Origin of the sequence: Phycicoccus sp. Soil748, assembly GCF_001428025.1 — a bacterium.
GTDB lineage: Bacteria > Actinomycetota > Actinomycetes > Actinomycetales > Dermatophilaceae > Pedococcus.
This window is the reverse complement of record NZ_LMSC01000001.1, coordinates 248575-269318: the sequence shown is the minus strand read 5'-3', so window position 1 is coordinate 269318 and position 20744 is coordinate 248575. Positions and strand designations below refer to the sequence as shown.

At 70.9% G+C, this 20744-nt stretch carries 20 protein-coding genes; 10 read left to right on the top strand and 10 right to left on the bottom strand.

All coding sequences use genetic code 11. From position 1 onward, the window contains the following. Positions 1–9 precede the first annotated feature (9 nt). The 6 genes from narI to ASG70_RS01280 are packed head-to-tail and all read right to left on the bottom strand — an operon-like array spanning position 10 to position 8628. Positions 10–723, bottom strand: coding sequence for a respiratory nitrate reductase subunit gamma (narI, locus tag ASG70_RS01305; RefSeq protein WP_056882041.1), 714 nt, complete (start codon positions 721–723; stop codon positions 10–12). Beyond that, positions 723–1433: a nitrate reductase molybdenum cofactor assembly chaperone gene (gene narJ / locus ASG70_RS01300; RefSeq protein ID WP_082589900.1), complete on the bottom strand. Its 711-nt coding sequence runs from the start codon at positions 1431–1433 to the stop codon at positions 723–725. Before narJ ends, narI begins: the two co-directional genes overlap by 1 nt. Continuing rightward, positions 1430–3112 (bottom strand): nitrate reductase subunit beta, encoded by a 1683-nt coding sequence (gene narH / locus ASG70_RS01295; protein WP_056882040.1) that lies wholly within the window; start codon positions 3110–3112, stop codon positions 1430–1432. The genes narJ and narH overlap by 4 nt, the downstream gene beginning before the upstream one ends. Beyond that, entirely contained in the window at positions 3112–6828 is a 3717-nt protein-coding gene (locus tag ASG70_RS01290) for a nitrate reductase subunit alpha (protein ID WP_056882039.1), read from the bottom strand. The genes narH and ASG70_RS01290 overlap by 1 nt, the downstream gene beginning before the upstream one ends. Beyond that, positions 6825–7415, bottom strand: coding sequence for a hemerythrin domain-containing protein (locus ASG70_RS01285; protein WP_082589933.1), 591 nt, complete (start codon positions 7413–7415; stop codon positions 6825–6827). The genes ASG70_RS01290 and ASG70_RS01285 overlap by 4 nt, the downstream gene beginning before the upstream one ends. Then, positions 7408–8628 (bottom strand): MFS transporter, encoded by a 1221-nt coding sequence (locus tag ASG70_RS01280; RefSeq protein WP_056882038.1) that lies wholly within the window; start codon positions 8626–8628, stop codon positions 7408–7410. The genes ASG70_RS01285 and ASG70_RS01280 overlap by 8 nt, the downstream gene beginning before the upstream one ends. A gap of 448 nt (positions 8629–9076) precedes the next feature. Between ASG70_RS01280 and ASG70_RS01275 the strand changes: the two genes are divergently transcribed. The 4 genes from ASG70_RS01275 (at position 9077) to ASG70_RS01260 (ending at position 12925) form a co-directional block, all read left to right on the top strand. After that, on the top strand, positions 9077–9508 hold the full coding sequence (locus tag ASG70_RS01275; RefSeq protein ID WP_056882079.1) for an Hsp20/alpha crystallin family protein: 432 nt from the start codon (positions 9077–9079) through the stop codon (positions 9506–9508). A gap of 180 nt (positions 9509–9688) precedes the next feature. Then, positions 9689–11065: an extracellular solute-binding protein gene (locus ASG70_RS01270; RefSeq protein ID WP_056882037.1), complete on the top strand. Its 1377-nt coding sequence runs from the start codon at positions 9689–9691 to the stop codon at positions 11063–11065. 19 nt (positions 11066–11084) lie between these two features. Next, on the top strand, positions 11085–11978 hold the full coding sequence (locus tag ASG70_RS01265) for a carbohydrate ABC transporter permease (RefSeq protein ID WP_056882036.1): 894 nt from the start codon (positions 11085–11087) through the stop codon (positions 11976–11978). Continuing rightward, positions 11975–12925: a carbohydrate ABC transporter permease gene (locus tag ASG70_RS01260; protein ID WP_082589898.1), complete on the top strand. Its 951-nt coding sequence runs from the start codon at positions 11975–11977 to the stop codon at positions 12923–12925. The genes ASG70_RS01265 and ASG70_RS01260 overlap by 4 nt, the downstream gene beginning before the upstream one ends. 128 nt (positions 12926–13053) lie before the next feature. Here the strand turns inward: ASG70_RS01260 and ASG70_RS01255 are convergent, their stop codons facing one another. The 4 genes from ASG70_RS01255 to ASG70_RS01240 are packed head-to-tail and all read right to left on the bottom strand — an operon-like array spanning position 13054 to position 15734. Then, positions 13054–13653, bottom strand: a complete 600-nt coding sequence (locus ASG70_RS01255) for a DUF3618 domain-containing protein (RefSeq protein WP_056882035.1) — start codon at positions 13651–13653, stop codon at positions 13054–13056. After that, positions 13650–14072, bottom strand: coding sequence for a phage holin family protein (locus ASG70_RS01250; protein WP_056882034.1), 423 nt, complete (start codon positions 14070–14072; stop codon positions 13650–13652). The genes ASG70_RS01255 and ASG70_RS01250 overlap by 4 nt, the downstream gene beginning before the upstream one ends. Beyond that, positions 14069–14800, bottom strand: coding sequence for a hypothetical protein (locus ASG70_RS20245; protein WP_156399757.1), 732 nt, complete (start codon positions 14798–14800; stop codon positions 14069–14071). The genes ASG70_RS01250 and ASG70_RS20245 overlap by 4 nt, the downstream gene beginning before the upstream one ends. 55 nt (positions 14801–14855) lie before the next feature. Further along, positions 14856–15734 carry a DUF72 domain-containing protein gene (locus ASG70_RS01240; RefSeq protein ID WP_056882032.1) on the bottom strand — a complete coding sequence of 293 codons (879 nt, stop codon included), beginning with the start codon at positions 15732–15734 and terminating at the stop codon, positions 14856–14858. 160 nt (positions 15735–15894) lie between these two features. On the opposite strand from ASG70_RS01240, the gene ASG70_RS01235 reads away from it, so the two are divergent. The 6 genes from ASG70_RS01235 to ASG70_RS01210 all read left to right on the top strand — a co-directional run bounded on the left by ASG70_RS01235 (position 15895) and on the right by ASG70_RS01210 (position 20667). After that, positions 15895–16353, top strand: a complete 459-nt coding sequence (locus ASG70_RS01235; protein WP_056882031.1) for an SRPBCC family protein — start codon at positions 15895–15897, stop codon at positions 16351–16353. Positions 16354–16367: 14 nt separating this feature from the next. Continuing rightward, positions 16368–17117 (top strand): histidine phosphatase family protein, encoded by a 750-nt coding sequence (locus ASG70_RS01230; protein ID WP_082589929.1) that lies wholly within the window; start codon positions 16368–16370, stop codon positions 17115–17117. Continuing rightward, positions 17114–18010, top strand: a complete 897-nt coding sequence (locus ASG70_RS01225) for an NAD(P)H-hydrate dehydratase (RefSeq protein ID WP_056882029.1) — start codon at positions 17114–17116, stop codon at positions 18008–18010. Before ASG70_RS01230 ends, ASG70_RS01225 begins: the two co-directional genes overlap by 4 nt. Before the next feature lie 119 nt (positions 18011–18129). Further along, entirely contained in the window at positions 18130–18576 is a 447-nt protein-coding gene (locus ASG70_RS01220) for a hypothetical protein (protein WP_156399756.1), read from the top strand. Between the two features lie 46 nt (positions 18577–18622). Further along, positions 18623–19852: an Nramp family divalent metal transporter gene (locus ASG70_RS01215; protein WP_056882027.1), complete on the top strand. Its 1230-nt coding sequence runs from the start codon at positions 18623–18625 to the stop codon at positions 19850–19852. Next, a complete protein-coding gene (locus ASG70_RS01210; RefSeq protein WP_056882026.1) occupies positions 19849–20667 on the top strand; it encodes a hypothetical protein in 819 nt (272 codons plus the stop codon). The genes ASG70_RS01215 and ASG70_RS01210 overlap by 4 nt, the downstream gene beginning before the upstream one ends. The last annotated feature ends 77 nt before the right edge of the window (positions 20668–20744 follow it).

Below are 20744 nucleotides of genomic sequence, written 5' to 3'. Positions count from 1 at the left end.
GGGTACGGCTCAGCGCTCCCAGCCCCGCGCGGGCGCCCGGGTGCCGCGGGAGGCCTCGTCACGGCTGCGGTAGACGATGTAGGGCCTGGTGAGGTAGCCGACCGGGGCGCTGAACACGTGCACGAGGCGGGTGAACGGCCAGAGGGCGAAGAGGCTGAACGCGACCAGCGCGTGAAGCTGGAACCCGAACGGTGCCGAGGAGATCAGCTCCGAGCGCGGCTGGAAGGTGAAGATGCTGCGGAACCACAGGGACACGCCGTCGCGGTAGTCGTAGTCGCCGAAGATGCTGCTGGCCACGGTGTTCCACATGCCGAGGAGGATCACCGCGGCGAGGAAGACGTACATCAGCTTGTCCATGCGGGTCGTCGCCATGAACACCGGCCCGACCGTGCGGCGCCGGTACACCAGGATCGCGAGCCCGGCGATGGTCGCGACGCCGGCGATGCCGCCCAGGCTCACGGCCAGGAAGTGGTAGACGCCCTCGCTGACGCCGACCGCCTCGGTCCAGCTCTTCGGCACGATGAGCCCTACGACGTGGCCGCCGACGACACCGAGCAGCCCGAAGTGGAACAAGGGACTGCCCCAGCGCAGCAGGCGGTTCTCGTAGAGCTGGCTCGACCGGGTGGTCCAGCCGAACTTGTCGTAGGTCCAGCGCCAGTAGTGGCCGACGACGAAGACGGCCAGGCAGATGTAGGGGAAGATCACCCAGGCCAACGTGTCCATCAGGGTGCTCCCACGGGGATGGTCGGGCCGAGCTCGACGGACTCGCTCGGTCGGGGGTTGAGGCGGGGGTCCAGCGCGTACGGCGCGAGGTCGAGCCCGACCTCCTCGGCCGGCGGCCCCTGCGCGACGAGGGCGGCGAGCTTGTCCGCGTCCTCGCCGCGTAGCTCGGGCAGGGTGGCCACCAGGGCCGTGACGACGTCGTGCCAGGGGGAGTCCTTGTCCGCCAACGCCATCCGCAGCACCTCGATGCCCGCGCGGTGGTCGTTGAGCAGCTGCCAGGCGACGTCCTTGTCGTACGACGCCCCGAACTCCAGCACCACGGCCAGGTGGTCGGGCAGCTCGTCGGCCTCGAGCTCGACGCCCGCGCGGTGGTAGGCCTGCTTGAACTGGACCAGGGCCAGGCCGCGCTTGCGGGTGTCGCCGTGCGCGAAGTACGTCAGGTAGAGGCAGCCGCGGCGGGTGACGTCGAAGGTCTCGACGTAGTCGCGCTGCAGCTCACCCACGGGCGTGGCCGAGGCGGTGCGCAGGAACGCCCGGATCGGGTCGCGCACCGGCGCCGGCAGCGAGGCGACGGCCTCGCCCAGCACCGGCAGTCGCTCGTGCCACTGCTCGGTGGGGTAGTCGAGCAGGACCGAGACGACCTGCCACGTGGCTGCGAGGTCGCGGTCGCGCAGGCGCGGGCCCGGGTGGCGGTTGCGGCGCGGGCTCACTGCTGGTCCTCCGGCGGCTTCTTGGGGAACAGGCCCCGCGGGGAGCCCTTGCCGTCCCAGTTGAGGAGGTTGACCCGGCCCCGCGTCCGATCCCGCCCCGGGGCGTCGTCGCCGCTGAGGTCGTCGGCGGTCTGGCGCTGCTTGAGCATCTGGAAGTTCTCGACGGCCACGGGTGTCAGCTCGCCCGACCCCTCACCGAACGGGCCGGACTCGCCCATCATCCCGGGCCCGCCCTCGTAGTCGAGGGAGCACTCGGTGGCGAGCTCCTCGAGCGCGTGGGCCTGCTCCGCGTGGGCGGTGGGGATGACGTAGCGCTCGTCGTACTTGGCCAGCGCCAGCAACCGGAACATGTCGTACATCGACTCCCCGTCCATGCCGACCGCCTCGGGGATCGAGTCGTCGGGGTCGCGGCCGAGGTTGATGTCGCGCATGTAGGAGCGCATGGCGGCGAGCTTGCGCAGGACCGCCTCGACCGGGGCCGGGTCGCCTGCGGTGAACAGGTTTGCGAGGTACTCCACCGGGATCCGCAGCGTCTCGATGGCGGCGAAGAGGTTGCCACGGTCCTCTGCGTCGTGGCCGGTGTCCCGGACCACGTCGACCACCGGCGACAGCGGCGGGATGTACCAGACCATCGGCATGGTGCGGTACTCCGGGTGCAGGGGCAGGGCGACCTTGAACCGGTTGATGAGCGCGTGCACCGGTGACCGTTGGGCGGCCCTCACCCAGTCCTCGGGTATGCCGGCGCGAGTCGCCTCCCGCTGCACCTCCGGGTCGTCGGGGTCGAGCAGCACGGAGCGCTGCGCCTCGTACAGGGCGTGCTCGTCCTCGACGGACGCTGCCTCGAGGACACGGTCGGCGTCGTACAGCACCAGGCCGAGGTAGCGCAGCCGGCCGACGCACGTCTCCGAGCAGACGGTCGGGATCCCGACCTCGACGCGGGGGTAGCAGAACGTGCACTTCTCGGCCTTGCCGGTGCGGTGGTTGAAGTAGACCTTCTTGTAGGGGCAGCCGGACACGCACATCCGCCAGCCGCGGCACTTGTCCTGGTCGACGAGGACGATGCCGTCCTCGGAGCGCTTGTAGATCGCGCCGCTCGGGCACGAGGCGGCGCACGACGGGTTGAGGCAGTGCTCGCAGATTCGCGGCAGGTAGAACATGAAGGTCTTCTCGAACTCCATGACGACCTTGTCGGTGATGCCCTTGAGCATCACGTCGCGCTGGGCGTTGTCGTGGCTACCGCCGAGGTTGTCGTCCCAGTTGGCCGACCAGCTGACGTTCATCGGCTTGCCTGTGATGAGCGAGATTGGGCGCGCGACCGGGAAGTGTTGCTGCGCAGGGGCGTTCAGCAGCGTCTCGTAGTCGTAGGTCCAGGGCTCGTAGTAGTCCTCGATCGACGGGAGCTTGGGGTTGGAGAAGATGTTGGCGAGCTTCTTCCACCGCCCGCCGGCCCGCAGCGCGAGCCGGCCGTTGCGGCCCAGCACCCAGCCTCCCTGCCAGGTCTCCTGGTCCTCGTAGGTGCGCGGGTAGCCCAGGCCGGGGCGGGTCTCCACGTTGTTGAACCAGACGTACTCCACGCCCGAGCGGTTGGTCCACGCCTGCTTGCACGTCACCGAGCAGGTGTGGCACCCGATGCACTTGTCGAGGTTCATGACCATGGCCATCTGCGCCATCACCCTCATCAGTACTGCACCTCCTGGCTGCGGCGGCGGATCATGGTGACCTCGTCACGCTGGTTGCCCGTGGGCCCGAGGTAGTTGAAGGCGAACGACAGCTGGGCGTAGCCGCCGATGAGGTGGCTGGGTTTCATGAGGATCCGGGTGAGCGAGTTGTGGATGCCGCCGCGGCGCCCCGTCTTCTCGGTGAGCGGCACGTCGATGAGCCGGTCCTGCGCGTGGTGCATGTAGACGGTCCCCTCGGGCATGCGGTGGCTGACGATGGCCCGGGCGTTGACGACGCCGTTGCGGTTGACCGCCTCGACCCAGTCGTTGTCCCTGATGCCGACCTTGGCCGCGTCCTTGTCGGAGATCCAGATCGCCTGTCCGCCGCGTGACAGCGAGAGCATGAACAGGTTGTCCTGGTACTCGCTGTGGATGGACCACTTGTTGTGCGGGGTGAGGTAGCGCACCGACACCCCGAGCTCGTTCTGGGTGCCGATCTCGGCCTCTCCGAAGATCTGCGTCATGTCGAGCGGTGGCTTGTAGACGGGCAGCCCCTCGCCGAGCTCCTGCATCCAGTCGTGGTCGAGGTAGAAGTGCTGGCGGCCCGTGAGGGTGTGCCAGGGCTTGAGGCGTTCGACGTTGATCGTGAAGGGGGAGTAGCGGCGCCCGCCCGACTCCGAGCCCGACCACTCCGGGCTCGTGATGACGGGTACGGGTGCCGCCTGGGTGTCGGCGAAGCTGATCATCTTGCCCTCGTGCTCGGCAGCGAGGTCGTGCATCAGCTGCCCGGTGCGCCGCTCGAGGGTCTTGAAGCCCTGGGTGGCGAGGTGCCCGTTCGTGGTGCCGGACAGCGCCATGATCGTCTCGGCGACGTGGCGGGCGTCCTTGAGGGACGGGCGTCCTGCGGCCGTGCCGCCGCGGACGGGACCGTTCTTGTGGAGCAGGTGCTCCACCTCGCGCCGTACGTCGTAGGTCACGCCCTTCTGCGTCGTGCCCAGCTTCTCCATGAGCGGGCCCAAGGCCCCCATCTGGTCGAAGACCGCGCCATAGTCGCGCTCGACCACGACGAGCTTGGGCATGGTCCGCCCCGGGATCGGCTCGCACTCGCCCTTGGCCCAGTCGAGCACCCGCCCGTGGGGGGTGGCCATGGCATCGGCGGTGTCGTGCAACAGGGGCACGGACACGACGTCCTTGCGCACGCCGAGGTGCTTGGCCCCGAGCGGTGCGAACGCCTCCGCGATGCTCTGGAAGGCGTCCCAGTCCGTGCGGGTCTGCCACGGCGGGCTGATGGCCGGGTTGAACGAGTGGATGAACGGGTGCATGTCGGTGGTGTTGATGTCGTGCTTCTCGTACCAGGTGGCGGCCGGCAGGACGACGTCGCTGAAGATCGTCGAGCTGGTCATCCGGAAGTCGACGGTGCACAGCAGGTCGAGCTTGCCCTTGGGCAGGCCGTCCTCGTCGGGCACCGCCGAGACCGAGCTGTCGGTGCCCAGCAGGTGCTTCAGGAAGTACTCGTTGCCCTTGGCCGAGGAGCCGAACAGGTTGGCACGCCACATCATCAGCACCCGCGGCCAGTTCTCCGGGGCGTCCGGGTCCTCGCAGGCGAAGCGGAGCGCGCCCGACCTCAGCTGCTCGACGACGTGGTCACCGACGGGCTTCCCCGCGGCCTCCGCCTCGTCGGCGAGGTCGAGGGGGTTGCGGTCGAACGTGGGGTAGGACGGCATCCACCCGAGACGAGCCGACAGCGCCAGCTGGTCGTGGGTGCTCATCCCCTCGAAGATCCCCGTACCCGTGGCACCCGCCAGCGAGTCGGCCGTGTAGTGGTCGTAGTGGAACTGGTCGGTGTGCAGGTACCAGTACGCCGTCTGGATCATCTGCCGCGGCGGGCGCACCCAGTCCAGGCCGAACGCCATCTGCGCCCACCCGGTGATCGGCCGCGCCTTCTCCTGCCCCACGTAGTGCGCCCAGCCACCGCCGTTGCGCCCCTGGCACCCGGTGATCGTGGTCAGCAGCAGCATGCACCGGTAGGTCTCGTCGGAGTGGAACCAGTGGTTGGTCCCGGCGCCCACGATGATCATCGACCGGCCGCCGGTGTCGGCGGCGTTCTGCGCGAACTCGCGGGCGATCCTCGCCACGGCAGCGCCGGGCACGCCCGTGACCGGTTCCTGCCAGGCCGGCGTGTAGAGCCCGTCGGCGTCGTCGTACCCCGAGGGCCAGGTGCCCGGAAGTCCTTCTCTCGCAACGCCGTACTGCGCGAGCAGCAGGTCGAAGACGGTGGTGACCAGCTGGCCGCCGACCCGGCGCACCGGTACGCCGCGTCGGACCACCTCCGAGGCTCCCCGCGGCAGGTCGAAGCGTGGGAGGTCGACCACTGCGGTGTCGTCCCGGCTCTGCAGCAGGCTCAGGGCCGGCACCACGTCGCCGAGGTCGAGGTTCCAGAGGCCCTCGCCCTCGTCGCCGAAGCGGTCGCCGAGGGTGCCGTTCGGCACGACCGGCTCGCCGGTGACAGAGTCGACGAGGACGGTGCGGAAGGCCGCGTTCTCCGTGCGTGCCCGCTCGCCGCCGAGGTCCGCGGCAGTGAGGAACTTGCCCGGCCGCAGCGGCCGCGCGCCGTCGGTGGCGCGCCCGTCGTCGGCCGCAGGCGCGCCGTACTCCTCCAGGCAGACGAGGAAGGGCAGGTCGGTGAAGCGGCGGGTGTAGTCCTCGAAGTAGTCGACCTGCCGGTCGACGAAGAACTCCTTGAGCACCACGTGGCCCATGGCCATGGCGAGGGCCCCGTCGGTGCCGGGGGCGGCGGGCAGCCACTCGTCGGCGAACTTGACGTTGTCGGCATAGTCCGGCGCGACGACGACGACCTTCTGGCCGCGGTACCGCGCCTCGGCCATCCAGTGGGCGTCGGGCGTGCGGGTCACCGGGACGTTCGAGCCCCACATCACGAGGTAGCCGGCGTCCCACCAGTCACCGGACTCCGGGACGTCGGTCTGGTCTCCCCAGATCTGCGGCGAGGCCACCGGCAGGTCGGCGTACCAGTCGTAGAAGGACAGCATCGAGCCGCCGATGAGGGAGGTGAAGCGGGCGCCGGAGGCGTGGCTGACCATGGACATCGCCGGGATCGGCGAGAAGCCGGCGATCCGGTCAGGCCCCCAGGCCTTGATGGTGTGGACGTTGGCGGCGGCGACCATCTCGGCCGCCTCGGTCCAGGTGGCACGGACGAGGCCGCCCTTGCCACGGGCGGCCTTGTAGCGACTGGCCTTCTCGGGGTCGCCGACGACGTCGGCCCACGCCAGCACCGGGTCGCCCAGCCGGGCCTTCGCCTCCCGGTACATCTCCAGGAGCACCCCGCGCACATAGGGGTAGCGGATCCTGGTGGGGGAGTAGGTGTACCAGGAGAAGGCAGCGCCGCGCGGACAGCCGCGCGGCTCGTACTCCGGTCGATCGGGACCGGTGGTGGGGTAGTCGGTCTGCTGGGACTCCCAGGTGATGATCCCGTCCTTGACGTAGACCTTCCACGAGCAGGAGCCGGTGCAGTTGACGCCGTGGGTGGAGCGCACGACCTTGTCGTGGCTCCAGCGGTCGCGGTAGAAGGCGTCGCCGGCGCGGCCACCCTTGGCCGTCATCGTGCGCCCGTCGGCGGACACCTCCGCCCGGGTGAAGAAGCGGCGCGTGCCCACGAGGGCCTCGGTGAGGGGCCCGTCGATCCCGGGCCCGCTGGACGTCGACCTGCTCGTGGTGGTCAAAGGACGGCGCCTCCTGCTCGGCGGGTCAGGACAGGGTCGTGCGGGTGGTCGTGCGGGTGGTCGTGCGGCTGGTCGTGCGGCCGGTCGTGCGCGTGGCCGTGGCGGTCGGACGCCTCGGTCCGGGCAGCGGAGAGGCCTGAGCCGGCCAGCGCGCGGGCGGCCTCCACCGAGGCCCACCCCGACTCGTCGAGGACCGACAGTGAGGCGGGGAAGAGCCCGTCCTGCTCCTTGAGGATGTGGTCGCGCAGGCGCTCCATGGCCTCCAGCAACCGGGGAAGCCAGCCAGGGCCGGGGGAGGTCGGGGACGCGGCTTCGGCCAGGACCGTCTCGATCTCACTGTGCTCTCGCTGGAGGACAGCGATGTGGCCGGGGAAGTCGTGGGCCAGGTGGGGGAACAGGCCGTGCTCCTCGACCGCGGTGTGGGGTCGCAGGATGGCGCTGATCCGCCGCGCCACCACCGCTGCCCCGTCGACGTCACCCTCACGGACGGCCACCCGGACGTGGGCGATCTCGGCGACGACGGCGTCGTGCTCGCGGGTGAGCTCGGCGATGGCAGCGATGTCCTGGCAGCCGCAGTACTCACACACGGGCGACACCGACCTCGCGGGCCCTGGCTGTCGAGCGGACGATCGTCAGCGACAGGGCCAGGCACCCGAGGGCCACCAGCGCGAGCAGGACCAGCCCGAGGCCGTAGGAGCCGCGGCTGGCGTAGACGCTGCTCATGATCAGCGGAGGCACGAAGCCGCCGAGGCCACCGGCCGCCCCGACGAGCCCGGTGACGGATCCGACCTGTGCGGGCGGCGCGCTCCTCGCCACGAGCGCGAACGTCGCACCGCTGCCGGCTCCGAGGGCGGCGGCCATCGCGAGGAACGCGATGGTGCCGACCGGCATGAGGTCGGGGGTCGTGGCCTGCAGCGCCGCACCGGCGGCGACAACCGCGAACACCCAGGCCAGCACGGTGACCGCGCCGACCCGGTCGGCGAGCCAGCCGCCCACCGGGCGCATCACCACGGCCAGGACCACGAAGCCCGCCATCCGGTTGGCGGCGTCGGCCTGCTCGAGGCCGTAGGCGGTCTTGAGGTAGGCCGGCAGGTAGACGGAGAAGGCGACGTAGCCGCCGAAAGCGATGGCGTAGAGGACGCACGCCTGCCACGCGATGGGCAGCCGCGCGGCAGCCCCGAGGCGGCTCAGCACCGAGGTGGTCGGGACCACGCGCCCCGGTGCGTCGCGAAGGAAGAGCCAGGCCAGCGCTGCATACGCCACGAGCGCGAGCGCGGTGATGAGGAAGGGTGCCTTGTCGCCCACCCCGGTGACCAGGCGCACGGTGGTCAGGGCGCTGACCGCGGTGCCGCCCATGCCGGCGCCGAAGACGCCGATCGCGAACCCGCGCCGCTCGGGCGGGAACCACGCGTTGACGAGCGGCACCCCGATGGCGAACGCGGTGCCGCCGATGCCGAGGAAGAAGCCGCCGACGAGCAGCCCCGCGAGAGAGTCCTGGCCCAGCAGGCCGATGAAGAGCACCGGCACGACGGTCGCCAGAGACACGATGGGGAACATCACCCGGCCGCCGAACCGGTCGGTCAGGGCGCCGACGGGGATGCGACCGACCGAGCCGACGATGACCGGGACGGCCACCACGAGGGCCTGCTGCCCCGAGGACAGCGCGAGCAGGTCCTTGAACCGCGGCCCGAGCGGGCTGAGGAGGGCCCACGCCCAGAAGTTGATGGCGAAGCCGGTCGTGGCGAGGACCAGCGCACGCGTGGGCGTGCCCGCCGAAGTGGCGGCGGCGTGCTCCCTCATCGCTCGTCCTCCCTGCCGGAGTGCCGCGCTGCTCTCACCTTCGGCCCCTTTCTAGCCCAAAATCGCTCGAATAGGGAGGCCTTCCACGACCTCCGCCCAGAGCCTCGCGGCAGCGCGGGGCCGGTACGCGGGACCAAGGGCCCGACTTCGTTGCGCCCCGGGACGGCCCGTTCGGCCGGCTGGTCAGCGCACCCGTGGGCGGCGGGCCCTCTGTGCCGCACGCAGCTCCCGGTTCTGGGCCCCGAGGTCCCGAACCATGCCGATGCCGGCAAGGTTCAGCCCGGCCTGGAGCAGGTCACGGATGCGCCGCATGCGATCGAGCTCGTCGGCTGGTACTTGCGTCCAGCTCTGCCAAGTGCTAGAAGAAATCTATACCAGATGCCACAGATCGCGGCCCGATCCGTGGCAGTGGAAAGCATCAGGACCAGAAATGACGGAGGTGGAGACGATGCTGATGCAGACCGACCCGTTCCGAGAGCTGGACCGGCTCACCCAGCAGGTGTTCGGCACCCAGGGGACGATGGCCCGCCCTTCGGTGATGCCGATGGATGCGTGGCGCGACGGCGACGTGTTCCACGTCGAGTTCGACCTGCCGGGCGTCGACCCGGACTCGATCGACCTGGACGTCGAGCGCAACGTCGTCACGGTGAGGGCGGAGCGTCCCTCGCGTGCCAGCGACGCGGAGGCCATCGCAGCGGAGCGGCCCCGGGGGGTCTTCAGCCGGCAGCTGGTGCTGGGGGACAACCTCGACACCGAGCACATCTCGGCGCAGTACGAGGGCGGGGTGCTGAGCCTGCAGGTCCCGGTGGCGGAGAAGGCGAAGCCGCGCAAGATCGCGATCACCGGCACCGCCCAGGGGCGTCGGGAGATCCACGCCTGAGGTGAACAGGGAGGTGCCGGGAAGGGCGCCCGCCGGCTGCCGGTGGGCGCCCTTCGCGTGGCGGTCTGCACGGGGCCGCTGCGGGGCGCAGGGCGAGAGGCGTTTCTCCACCGGAGGGCGGGGTAAGAGCCGCGGGAAGGGGTCGTCAACCAGGGTGGCCCTGCGACGGAGGTGCCCTCGATGACCCGCAGACGACTCGCCGTCCTCAGCCTGGTGCCGATCCTGCTCGCCACCGGCTGTGCCGGCGTGGGGAGCAAGAGCTCCGGCGGGGGCGACAGCTCGGGGAAGTCCGGCAGCACGTGGTCCGGGACCCCGTCCGGCAAGCTCAACATCATGGGCTTCGGGGGCGAGGACGAGGTGGCCCAAGCCCGCATCAGCGCCTTCCAGAAGGCCTACCCGGACGTCAGCGTCACCCACAACAAGGGTGACTTCGACGCCCAGCAGTTCCTCACCGCGCTCGCCAGCGGCAACCCGCCGGACCTCGTCTACATCGACCGCAACCTCATCGGCACCTACGCCGCGAAGGGCGCCCTCCAGCCGTTGTCCGACTGCGTCTCGGGCCAGCAGGTCGACACCGGGCAGTACCGGCCGGCGGCCATGCGGTCGGTCACCTACAAGGACAAGCCGTATGGCATCCCGGAGTTCTACATCGTGTCCGTCGACCTCGTCGACGCCAAGACGGTCAAGGCGGCCGGCCTCACCGTCGACGACATCCAGACCAAGGACTGGGCCGCGCTGAAGGCGACCTCCGCCAAGCTCTACGAGGGCTCGGGCAGCAAGATCAAGCGGATCGGCTACGACCCCAAGCTGCCCGACTCCTTCCCGCTGTGGGCTGCCATCAACGGCGCCGAGATCGTCAAGGCCGACGGGTCTCCGAACCTCAACGACCCCAAGGCCGTCGAGGCCCTCGACTTCGCCCTCGGTCTCGTGAAGGACCAGGGCGGCTGGGGCAACTTCAAGGCGTTCCGCGACTCCTACGACATCTTCGGCGAGAAGAACCCGCTCACGGTTGGCTCGATCGCGGCCTTCCCCATGGAGAACTGGTACGTCAACGTCCTGCGCGACTCGCGCAAGGCCGGCCTGCAGCTCGGCGCCGCCCCCATCCTGGGTCGCGACGGCAAGCCGGTGAGCACCCTCGGCGGCCAGGCCTGGGCGATCCCGAAGGGCGCCAAGAACCCCAAGGCCGCGTGCGCCTGGGCCAAGACGATGACCACGACGGACACCTGGATGAAGGCCGCCGAGGCGCGGATGGCGACGGTGAAGAAGGACGGCAGCTTCTTCACCGGTCTGTTCACCGCCAACAAGCAGGCCGACGACCAGATCCGCGAGAAGTACCTCACCAAGGCCCCCGACGCCGGCTTCGAGCAGGCCATCCAGGCGTTCTACGCCACCCTCGACTCGGCCAAGGCGCTCAACCCCTCCCCGGCGGGCGCGGAGATCGACGCGGCGTGGAAGAGCGGCGTGGCCCGGGCCCTCGGTGGCCAGTCCGCGAAGGCAGCACTGGACCAGGCGCAGAAGGAGGCCCAGGCGGCGTACTCGAAGGTCTCCGGTGGGTAGAAGAGCCTCCCGCAGCGCGGTGAGCCGGCACGAGAGCCGGGGAGGCTGGTGGTTCATCGCGCCGTGGATCGTCGGGTTCCTCGTGTTCACGGCGGGGCCGATGGTCGTGAGCCTGGTGCTGTCGTTCACGGACTACTCGCTCGTCGGGCAGTCGCACGCTGTCGGGCTCGAGAACTACCGCGACCTCTGGTCCGACCCCCGGGTCAGGACGTCCCTGGCCAACACCTTCACGTATGCCGCGATGTTCGTGCCGCTCGGCACGGCCGTGGCCCTCGGGCTGGCCATGCTGCTGCAGCGGGTCGGGCGGATGGCGGGCTTCTTCCGCACGGCCTTCTACCTGCCGGTGATGACTCCGGCCGTGGCGGCGGGCGCGATGTTCCTGCTGCTGCTCAACGGACAGCGTGGCCTGGTCAACGAGGTGCTCGGGTGGGTCGGCATCGACGGGCCCAACTGGACCACCGACCCGGCGTGGCTGAAGCCGTCGCTGGCCGTGGTGAGCCTGTGGACCGTCGGCGGCAGCATCGTCATCTACCTCGCGGCGTTGCACAACGTGCCGCGGCAGCTGCACGAGGCGGCCATGCTCGACGGCGCCGGACCCGTGCGCCGCTTCTGGCACATCACGCTCCCGATGATCTCCGGCGCCCTGTTCTTCACCGTCATCACGCACACCATCGCGGCGATGCAGATGTTCGACCAGGCCTACACGATGTTCTACGGGCCACAGCAGAAGGCGACCGCCTCCGACGAGTCGCTCGTCTACATGGTCTACCTGTTCCAGAACGCGTTCCAGTTCTTCAAGATGGGCTTCGCGTCGTCCATGGCCTGGCTGCTGTTCGTCATCATCCTGCTCATCACCGCCCTGCAGTTCCGGATCGGCAACCGGTTCGTCTACTACGAGGGGGAGAGCCGATGAGCGCCCTGGACGAGTCCACCCCACCTGCAGCCGCGGCGGCCTCTGCCGGCAAGGACGTGGGACCGGGCACCGGGTGGGGTGAGGGTGCTCCGTCGGCCCCCTCGCGCCCGGGTCCCCGTTCGTGGTCGTGGTGGTCGCCGCTGCGGCTGGCCCTGCTGTGGCTGGCCACGGCCGCCTTCGTCTACCCGCTGGTCTGGCTGGTCAGTGCGGCGCTGAAGCCCAAGTCCCAGGTGTTCGACAACAGGCTCATCCCGTCCGACGTGCAGTGGCACAACTTCGTCGAGGTGTGGCGGGCCGGCCCGGTCCTGCAGTGGCTCGTCAACTCGGTGGTCGTCGGCCTCATGGCCGCGACGACGGTGACGCTCTCGAGCGCGCTCGTGGCGTTCGGGTTCGCCTACTTCCGCTTCCGCGGCCGCGGGCTGGTCTTCGGCCTCGTGCTGTCGACGATGATGCTGCCCGGGGCGGTCACGATGATCCCGGTCTACCTGATCTGGAACCACCTGGGCATGGTCGACACCCAGGTCCCGCTGTGGGCCCAGAACCTGTTCGGCTCGGCCTTCTACATCTTCCTGCTGCGCCAGTTCTTCCTCGGCATACCGCGTGAGCTCTTCGAGGCAGCCCGCGTCGACGGCTGCAGCTACTTCGGCATGTTCCGACGGATCGCGCTGCCCCTGGCCCGGCCTGCGCTCATCATCGTGTTCGTCTTCGAGCTGCAGGCGAGCTGGTCGGACCTGATGAAGCCGCTCATCTACCTGCAGACCGAGAGCTACTTCACGATGCCGCGTGGCCTGAAGCTCATCGTCGACAGCTTCGCCCTCTCGGGCGAGTACCACTGGGAGATCGCGATGGCGGCCACCCTGCTGGCGACGCTGCCGATGATCATGATGTTCGCGTTCGCCCAGCGGCACATCCTTGACGGCATCGCCACCAGCGCCAAGCAGGGCTGAGCGCCGCAGCGCCATACCGAGCGCAGCCTCACCGAGCGCCGCCCCACCGAGCGGCGCCGGACACGAGGAAGGGCGGGAGCACCAGCTCCCGCCCTTCCCCTTCGTGAGCGGCGTACCGCTCCATCCACCTACTGCGTGGAGCGCACCGTCTCGGCGGAGGACTGCGCCTGCGACTTCACGTCGTCGGCGGTCGACCTGCCCTCCTCGGTGACGTTCTCCTTGGCCTCCATGGCCGTCTCCTTGACGCTCTGGGCCGCGTCCATGGCCGGCTCCTTGAGCTGCTGCGCCGTGTCCTGGGCGACGCTCTTGGCCTCCTCCACGAGCGGCTGAGCCTTCTCCTTGACGGCGCTGGCCGCCTGCTTCTCCTTCTCGGAGGCAGGCAGCATCGAACCGATGAGCCAACCGGCGCCGAGGGCGATCAGGCCAGCGGCGAGGGGGTTGCCCTCGGTGCGGCGCTTCGCACCGCTGGCCGCGGCCATGGGTGCGTGACCCACGGTGGAGGCGGCGCCCGAGACGCTGGAGGCGGCGCCGGAGCCGGTGCTGCCCACGTCGCCGGCAACGCCCATCACGCGCTCCTTGACCGATGTCGCCGCTCCGGCGACCTTGTCGGCCTGGCGACGGGCGACGTTGGACGGGCTCACGGTCTCGGTGAGCGCGTTGACGTCGCTGCTCAGCCGGCCGCGGGTGTCCTCGATCTCACGACGGATCTCATCAGGGTTGTTGGTCATCGCTTGTCCTCGTTCCCTTTCAGCGCGTCGGGGATCTCGCGCGCGGTGGCTTGCGTCTGTGGAATTCCCTTGACCTGCTTGAGCTTGCTGCGTCCCATGGCGGCCAGGACCGCGGCGATGACGGCCCAGATGACCGCGACCACGACGGCGGACCAGCCGCGCCCGATGGCGCTGCCGAGGCTCCACCAGAGGGCGATCGACAGGAAGAGCAGCACGAAGTGTCCGGCGACGCCGGCACCTCCGAGCATCCCTGCGCCCGTGCCGGCCCGGGTGGCCGACTCACGCAGCTCGGCCTTGGCCAGCTCCGTCTCCTGCCGGATCAAGGTGGAGAGGTCTCGGCTGATGTCGGCGAAGATGTCGCCGACGTTGCTCAACGACCGGTTGGACGGGTCGTCCAGCCGGGGGTCCTGGTGGCTCATCGGGGGAGCTCGCCCGCCTCGGGAGCGGTCCCGCCGACGGGACCGTCGACCCCCGTGATGCCACCCGCCTCGACCACCGGGTCGGTGACGGGGTGCGGCGCGGCCGGGGTGACCGTGCCGGTGGGGGAGCCGTAGGCGGAGTACCCGGCGGTGCTGTGGTCGACCGGGACCGGGGCGGTGGCGGTGTAGCCCTCACCGGCCGGGCCGCCGGTGGACGAGCTGCCGCCCTGCTGGTCCTGGTGCTCGGCCACGAGGCCCCGGCTCAGCCGGCCGCCGACAAGGCCGACCACCGCAGCGGCGGCGAGGAAGGTGCCGGGCCGCTGTCGAGCGAACTGCTTGACCTCCGACACCAGGGAGCCGGGGTCGCGCTGGTCGAGCCAGCTCGCGACGTCGCCCATGCGCTGCGACGCCTGGTGCGCCAGGTCGCTGGCGACGCCCTGCTGCTCGGAGCCGCGGGCCATGCCCGACAGCTCCTCGCTGAGGGAGCGGAGGCCGTCGGCCACCCGGGTCTGCTGCTGGGCGCTCTGCTCCATCAGCTGGCTGCGGGTCTGCTGCCACAGCTCCTTCGCCTGCTGACCCGTCTCCTGGGCGACGTTCTTCGCCTCGTCCTTGCCCACCTCGGCGACGTGCCGTGCGCCCTCCTTGGCCTGCTGGCCGGTGGCGCGTGCCTCGTCCTTGGCGACGTCGGTGGATGTGGTGGTGCCGGTGGTTCCGTATGTCTCGCTCATGTCCATCCTGTTCTTTCAACGAGTGCTGGACGCGCGGTCTCCTCGACCGCGGCTGTCACGGACCTACCCGCCGACGACGCGCCGAAACCTGACGGAGGGGAGGCAGGTCCACCGGCTCCGGTGCCAGGCCGAGCGCCTCGAGCAGGGCCCGTGCGTCGTGCGGGGCATGGCCCCGCGCGTCGTTGTCGAAGTAGACGTGGACCTCGAGGCCCTCGTCGGCCCAGCCGCTTACCCGGTCCGCCCACGTCGCCAGGGCCGCGGGCGAGTACCCGCTCGTGTACAGCTCGGTGTCTCCGTGCAGCCGCACGTAGACGACGTCCGAGGTGACCGCGTCGAACATCGGCCAGGTGCCCGCACTGTCGGACACCACGGTCCCGATCCCGTGCGCGCGCAGCAGGTCCACTGCCTGGGACGACCGGAAGCTCTCGTGGCGTGGCTCGAGCACGTGGTGGATCGGCGTGCTCACCGGGGCGGTCGTCAGGACACGGTCACCGGTGAGGTTGGGGCCGTGGCGGGCGGCGAGCGACGCCGCGGCGTCCGTGGTGCGCGGCAGCAGCTCGAAGAACGCGGCGAGCCGTTCCTCGTCGAACGCCGTGCGCGCCGGCAGCTGCCACAGGACCGGGCCCAGCCGGTCGCCGAGCGCCAGGACGCCGGAGGCGAAGAAGTTGGCCAGGGGCGTCTCCACCTCCATCAGCTGGCGCAGGTGCGTGATGAACCGGCCGCCCTTCACGGCGAAGGGAAAGCCCTCGGGCGCCTGGGCAGCCCACGCGGCGTAGCTGCTGGGGCGCTGCAGGGAGTAGAAGGAGCCGTTCACCTCCACCGCGGTGAGCAGGCGGCTGAGGTAGGCGAGCTCGTCACGCTGGCGCAGCCCCGTCGGGTAGAAGTCGCCACGCCACGAGGGGTAGCGCCATCCGGAAGTGCCGATGCGGATCATCCCTGCCTCCTCTCGCCTCCAGCTGTCGTGCCGCTCCTGTGGTGCCCCACCGCCCCGGTGCCAAACCGGCGCACCGCCGCACGGGCGTTTGTCGGCACGGGGACCGGGTAGCGACAGGGAAGAGCTTGACATCCCGCTGCCGCCTGACGAGAGGAGACCCGTGACCACCGCCGAAGCGCACATCGACGTCGCGAGCGACATCACCACCGTCTACAACCAGTGGACGCAGTTCGAGGACTTCCCCCTGTTCATGGAGGGGGTGGACGAGGTCACCCAGCTCGACGACCGCCACCTGCACTGGAGGGTCAGCATCGCGGGGGTGCACCGCGAGTTCGACGCCACGATCACCGAGCAGATCCCCGAGGTCCGGGTCGCGTGGAAGGCCGACGGCGAGGTGCAGCACGCGGGAGTCGTCGACTTCCACCGCGTGGAGGACCGCAGGACCAACGTGTCGCTCCAGCTCGACCTGGACCCGCACGGCCTCGTGGAGCACGTGGGCGACGCCCTGGGCGTCATCGAGCGACGCGCCAAGGGCGACCTCAAGAGGTTCCGCCTCCTCGTGGAGAGCAACCAGGAGGCCACCGGCAGCTGGCGCGGCGAGGTGCCGCGGGAGGGCTGATCACGATGCTCGACATGCAACGACTGGGGCCTGCACGACTCGTCCTCGTGCGCCACGGAGAGAGCATCGGCAACCTCGCCGACCGCGCGGCTCGCGGCGCCGGCGCCGCCCGCCTCGAGCTCGACGCGAGGGACGCGGACGTCCCGCTGTCGGACACCGGTGTGAACCAGGCCCGGGCGCTCGGCCGGCACCTCGCCGACCTCCCCGAGACGGCGGTCCCGACCGCGGTGGCGAGCTCGCCGTACCGCCGCAGCGCCGACACGGCGCGGACGGCGATGGAGACGGCGGGCCTGCGGCTGCCCGTCCACCACGACGAGCGCCTGCGCGAGCGCGAGCTCGGGGTCTTCGACGGGCTCACCGGCACCGGTATCCGGGCCGAGTACCCCGCCGAGGCGGCCCGCCGCGAGCACGTGGGGAAGTTCTACTACCGGCCCCCGGGAGGGGAGAGCTGGTGTGATGTCGCCCTGCGCGTGCGGTCCTTCCTGCGCGACGTCGGCGCCCGGCCGGCGACGGACCGGTTGTGGATCTTCACCCACCAGGCGGTCATCACGTGCTTCCGCTACGTCCTCGACGGGATGGACGAGGAGGCAGTCCTGGCGCTCGATGCGAGGGTGCCGATGCCGAACGGGTCGACCACCACCTACCACCGCGGACCCGGCGGTGTGCCCGCGCTCGTGGACTACGCCTCGGCTGCCGCGGTGCGGGCCGAGGGCGAGGAGCCCACGCAGGAGCGCGAGCACGCGGGCAGGGGACCGGTCCCGTGAGCCGCGACGTCCGGGACCTCGACCCCGCCGCGCTGGCGCGGTGGCCGTTGCCCGACGCCTCCGGGGGCAAGGAGCAGCGGGGCCGGGTCGTCGTCGTGGGCGGGAGCCGGCACACGCCCGGTGCGGTCCTGCTCGCGGCCGAGGCGGCGGTCCGCGCAGGCGCCGGCAAGCCGCAGGTCGCCACGGTCGGCAGCGTGGCGGTGGCGGCCAGCGTCGCCCTGCCGGAGGCCTTCGTGACGGCCCTGCCGGAGACCGATGAGGGCGAGATCGCCCCCGAGGCGGCGGAGCACGTCCTCGAGCTGGCGGCGGACTGCGACGCGGTGCTGCTCGGGCCGGGGCTCCTGTCGCCGGAGCGCGCGTGCGCCTTCCTTGAGCAGGTCGTGCCCCACCTGCGCTGCCCCGTCGTGGTGGACGCCCTGGGCATGGCCTATGTGACCGCGCACCCCGACGGCCTGGCGCACCTCGAAGGACGAGCCGTCCTCACCCCCAACGAGTCGGAGCTCGCCGAGACGCTGGGGCGCGATGCCGACGAGGTGCACCATCGCCTGGTCGAGTCGTGCGTCGAGCTCGTCGAACGCACCGGGGCGACCGTCGTCACCGGTGGCGAGCAGACCGTCGTCGCGGCGCCGGACTCGCGGACCGCCTGGAGCCTGGCCGGTGGTGTCCCGGGCCTCGGCGTGGCCGGGTCGGGCGACGTGAAGGCCGGAGTGCTGGTGGGGCTGCTCGGTCGCGGCCTGCCGCCCGAGGGCGCGGCGGCCTGGGCGGTCGCCCTGCACCAGGCTGCCGGCCGAGCCGTCTCCGACGAGGTCGCCCCACTGGGGTTCCTCGCTCGGGAGGTCCTGGCGGCGGTGCCCCGGGAGATGGCGCGCCTCGCGGCGGCCACAGGGTCGTGAAGGGAGCCGGGTGATGAGCGCGACAACCCCATGAGCGACGGGTTCGCCCTCGGGCTCGCCTGGCTGGTCTTCCTGGCGATGCTGGTCGCGCTGGCCACCGTCCTGTTGAGGCGGCGGCCGTGATGCGCAGACGAGCGACGTACGTTGTGGGCTGCGCCGTGGTCCTGCTGAGCGGGTGCATCGCCCCCGCCCTGGACTCGGGCGCCTTCGAGCAGAACGCCAAGAGCGCCCTCGAGTCCGCATCCAGCGAGACCTCGACGGCCCGGCTGGCCGTCGACGGCCTGCTCGCGGGGAAGTCGACCAGCGCCTACGCCGACACGGTGGTGACGGACAGCGAGAACGCCATGGGAGGCGTGGAGACCAGCTTCGGCGTGGTCGACCCGCCGAGTCGCCGCCAGGACCAGCTGCGCGACCAGGTGCTGACCCTCCTCGGCAACGCCGACGACGCACTGGCGCACACGCGTATCGCGTTGCGGCGCAACGACCGGAGCGGGCTCAAGGCCGCGCTCGGCGAGCTGGACGCGAGCACCTCAGAGCTCGCGCGGGCCCGGAAGGCGCTGGGATGACTGCGGTGCACCCACCGCTGCCTGCGGACGAGGGAGGTGAGGACCGGTGAAGCGGGTCTTCGCCATCGCGCTCGGCATCCTCACGGCGATCGGCGGGTTCGTCGACATCGGTGACCTCATCACCAACGCCCTGGTGGGCTCACGGTTCGGCATGTCGCTCGCCTGGGTCGTCGTGGTGGGGGTGCTCGGCATCTGCGTCTTCGCGGAGATGTGCGGACGGGTCGCCGCTGTCAGCGGCAGGGCGACGTTCGACCTCATCCGCGAGCGGCTGGGGCCCCGGGTCGGCCTCACCAACCTCGTGGCCTCGATGCTCGTGACGTTCCTGACCCTGGCCGCGGAGATCGGCGGGGTCGCGCTCGCCCTGGAGCTGGCCACCAGCGTCAACCGGTTCCTATGGATGCCGGTGGCCGGGGCCGCGGTGTGGGTGGTGCTGTGGCGCGTGAAGTTCGCGGTGCTGGAGAACGCGTTCGGGCTCGCCGGACTGTCCCTCGTGGCCTTCGCCGTCGCCGTGTGGGCGCTCGGCCCCGACTGGGGAAGCCTGGCACAGGGTGCGCTCGATCCGACGGTGCCGGCGAACGAGTCGCACCCCGTCTACCTCTACTACGCCATCGCGCTCTTCGGGGCGGCCATGACGCCGTACGAGGTGTTCTTCTTCAGCTCCGGCGGTGTCGAGGAGAAGTGGTCACCGAAGGACCTGGGCACCATGCGGGCCAACGTCTTCATCGGCTTCCCCCTCGGCGGCCTGCTGTCCCTCGCGATCGCCGCGTGCACGACACTCGTCTTCCTGCCACGAGGCATCACGGTCGACACCCTCGGGCAGACGGGCCTGCCGGTGGTGCTGGCCCTGGGGAAGATCGGGCTCGCCTTCCTGCTCCTGGGCTTCTTCGCGGCCACCTTCGGCGCTGCCTGCGAGACAGGGCTCTCCGTCGGCTACAGCATCGCCCAGTACCTCGGCTGGCAGTGGGGCAAGTACGTCGAGCCGTTGCGCGCTTCCCGCTTCCACACCGTCCTGCTCATGTCATGCATCGGTGGCGTGGCCCTGCTCCTGACCACCGTCGACCCCGTCATGCTCACCGAGTACTCCGTGGTGTTCAGTGCCGTCGCGCTTCCCCTGACGTACTTCCCGATCCTCGTGGTCGCCAACGACCGGACCTACATGGGTGAGCACGCGAACGGGCGGCTGGCCAACGGCCTGGGCGTGGTCTATCTCGTGCTGGTGGTGCTCGCGTCGGTGGCGGCGATCCCCTTGATGCTCGTGACGAAGGCGGGGCAGTGACTCCGGGCCGGGGCCGCGCCGTCGACCTGGTGCTGCGGCTGATGGACCACCAGCTCGTCGGCCCCAGCGGAGCCCTGCTCGGCAACGTCGACGATGTGGTCCTGCGCGAGGACCGCAGCGGGCTGCTGGTCGTCGGGCTGGTGACGGGGCCTGGTGCGCTCGGCCCTCGACAGCCGGGCCTGCTCGGGCGCTCGATCGTGGCCGCGTGGCGGCGGCTCGACCCTCGCGAGCGGCCTCGACCGCTCATGGTCCCGATGTCCCACGTCCGGGACATCGGATCGGCCGTGACGGTCAGCGACCATGCCGAACGCGTCCTGCACGAGGCGGCCGGGCTGGAGCAGTGGCTGCGGCAGCACGTCATCGGCAGGATCCCCGGCGCCAAGGCCGGTGACGACCGGCTGGCGGGCACCGCGACCTACGCCCCGGACGCGCACGAGGAGCTCGACCGGCCCGAGGGGACGCGGCTGCTGAGCACGCTGGTGGGCGCCGGCGTCGTCGACCCGGGTCGCACCTCGATGGGCACCGTCTGCGAGGTGCGGGCCGAGGCGTTCGAGCAGAGCGGCCCGGAGGTGGGGCGCCTGCGGGTGACCGGGGTCGTGTTCGGTCCGCGCACCCTCGGGGGCGAGCTCGGCTACCGCACCCTCACCGACCAGGGTTCTTGGCCCCTTGCCCGGGGATTCAGGTGGTGGCACCGTGACGACCACGAGGTGCCCTGGGGCCAGGTCGACGCGGTCGACTGGGAGGGACGCCGCCTCGTCCTCCGGGGCCACGGGGGGTGGCGGCACCCCCTCGGTGTCAGCGGTGCCGGCGGGTGACCCCACCTGCGTGCACGTTTGAGCGCGGCACGCGTGGGGCAGAGTGCCCGCGACGATACCGCTGCGGCGAAGGCCGC

Bases quoted from the DNA above. Each gene is read 5' to 3' on its own strand.
- narH (WP_056882040.1), bottom strand. From the start codon at position 3,112: ATGAGGGTGATGGCGCAGATGGCCATGGTCATGAACCTCGACAAGTGC.
- ASG70_RS01275 (WP_056882079.1), top strand. From the start codon at position 9,077: ATGCTGATGCAGACCGACCCGTTCCGAGAGCTGGACCGGCTCACCCAG.
- narI (WP_056882041.1), bottom strand. From the start codon at position 723: ATGGACACGTTGGCCTGGGTGATCTTCCCCTACATCTGCCTGGCCGTC.
- ASG70_RS01255 (WP_056882035.1), bottom strand. From the start codon at position 13,653: ATGACCAACAACCCTGATGAGATCCGTCGTGAGATCGAGGACACCCGC.
- ASG70_RS20245 (WP_156399757.1), bottom strand. From the start codon at position 14,800: ATGAGCGAGACATACGGAACCACCGGCACCACCACATCCACCGACGTC.
- ASG70_RS01250 (WP_056882034.1), bottom strand. From the start codon at position 14,072: ATGAGCCACCAGGACCCCCGGCTGGACGACCCGTCCAACCGGTCGTTG.
- ASG70_RS01240 (WP_056882032.1), bottom strand. From the start codon at position 15,734: ATGATCCGCATCGGCACTTCCGGATGGCGCTACCCCTCGTGGCGTGGC.
- ASG70_RS01260 (WP_082589898.1), top strand. From the start codon at position 11,975: ATGAGCGCCCTGGACGAGTCCACCCCACCTGCAGCCGCGGCGGCCTCT.
- ASG70_RS01280 (WP_056882038.1), bottom strand. From the start codon at position 8,628: ATGAGGGAGCACGCCGCCGCCACTTCGGCGGGCACGCCCACGCGTGCG.
- ASG70_RS01270 (WP_056882037.1), top strand. From the start codon at position 9,689: ATGACCCGCAGACGACTCGCCGTCCTCAGCCTGGTGCCGATCCTGCTC.
- ASG70_RS01230 (WP_082589929.1), top strand. From the start codon at position 16,368: ATGCAACGACTGGGGCCTGCACGACTCGTCCTCGTGCGCCACGGAGAG.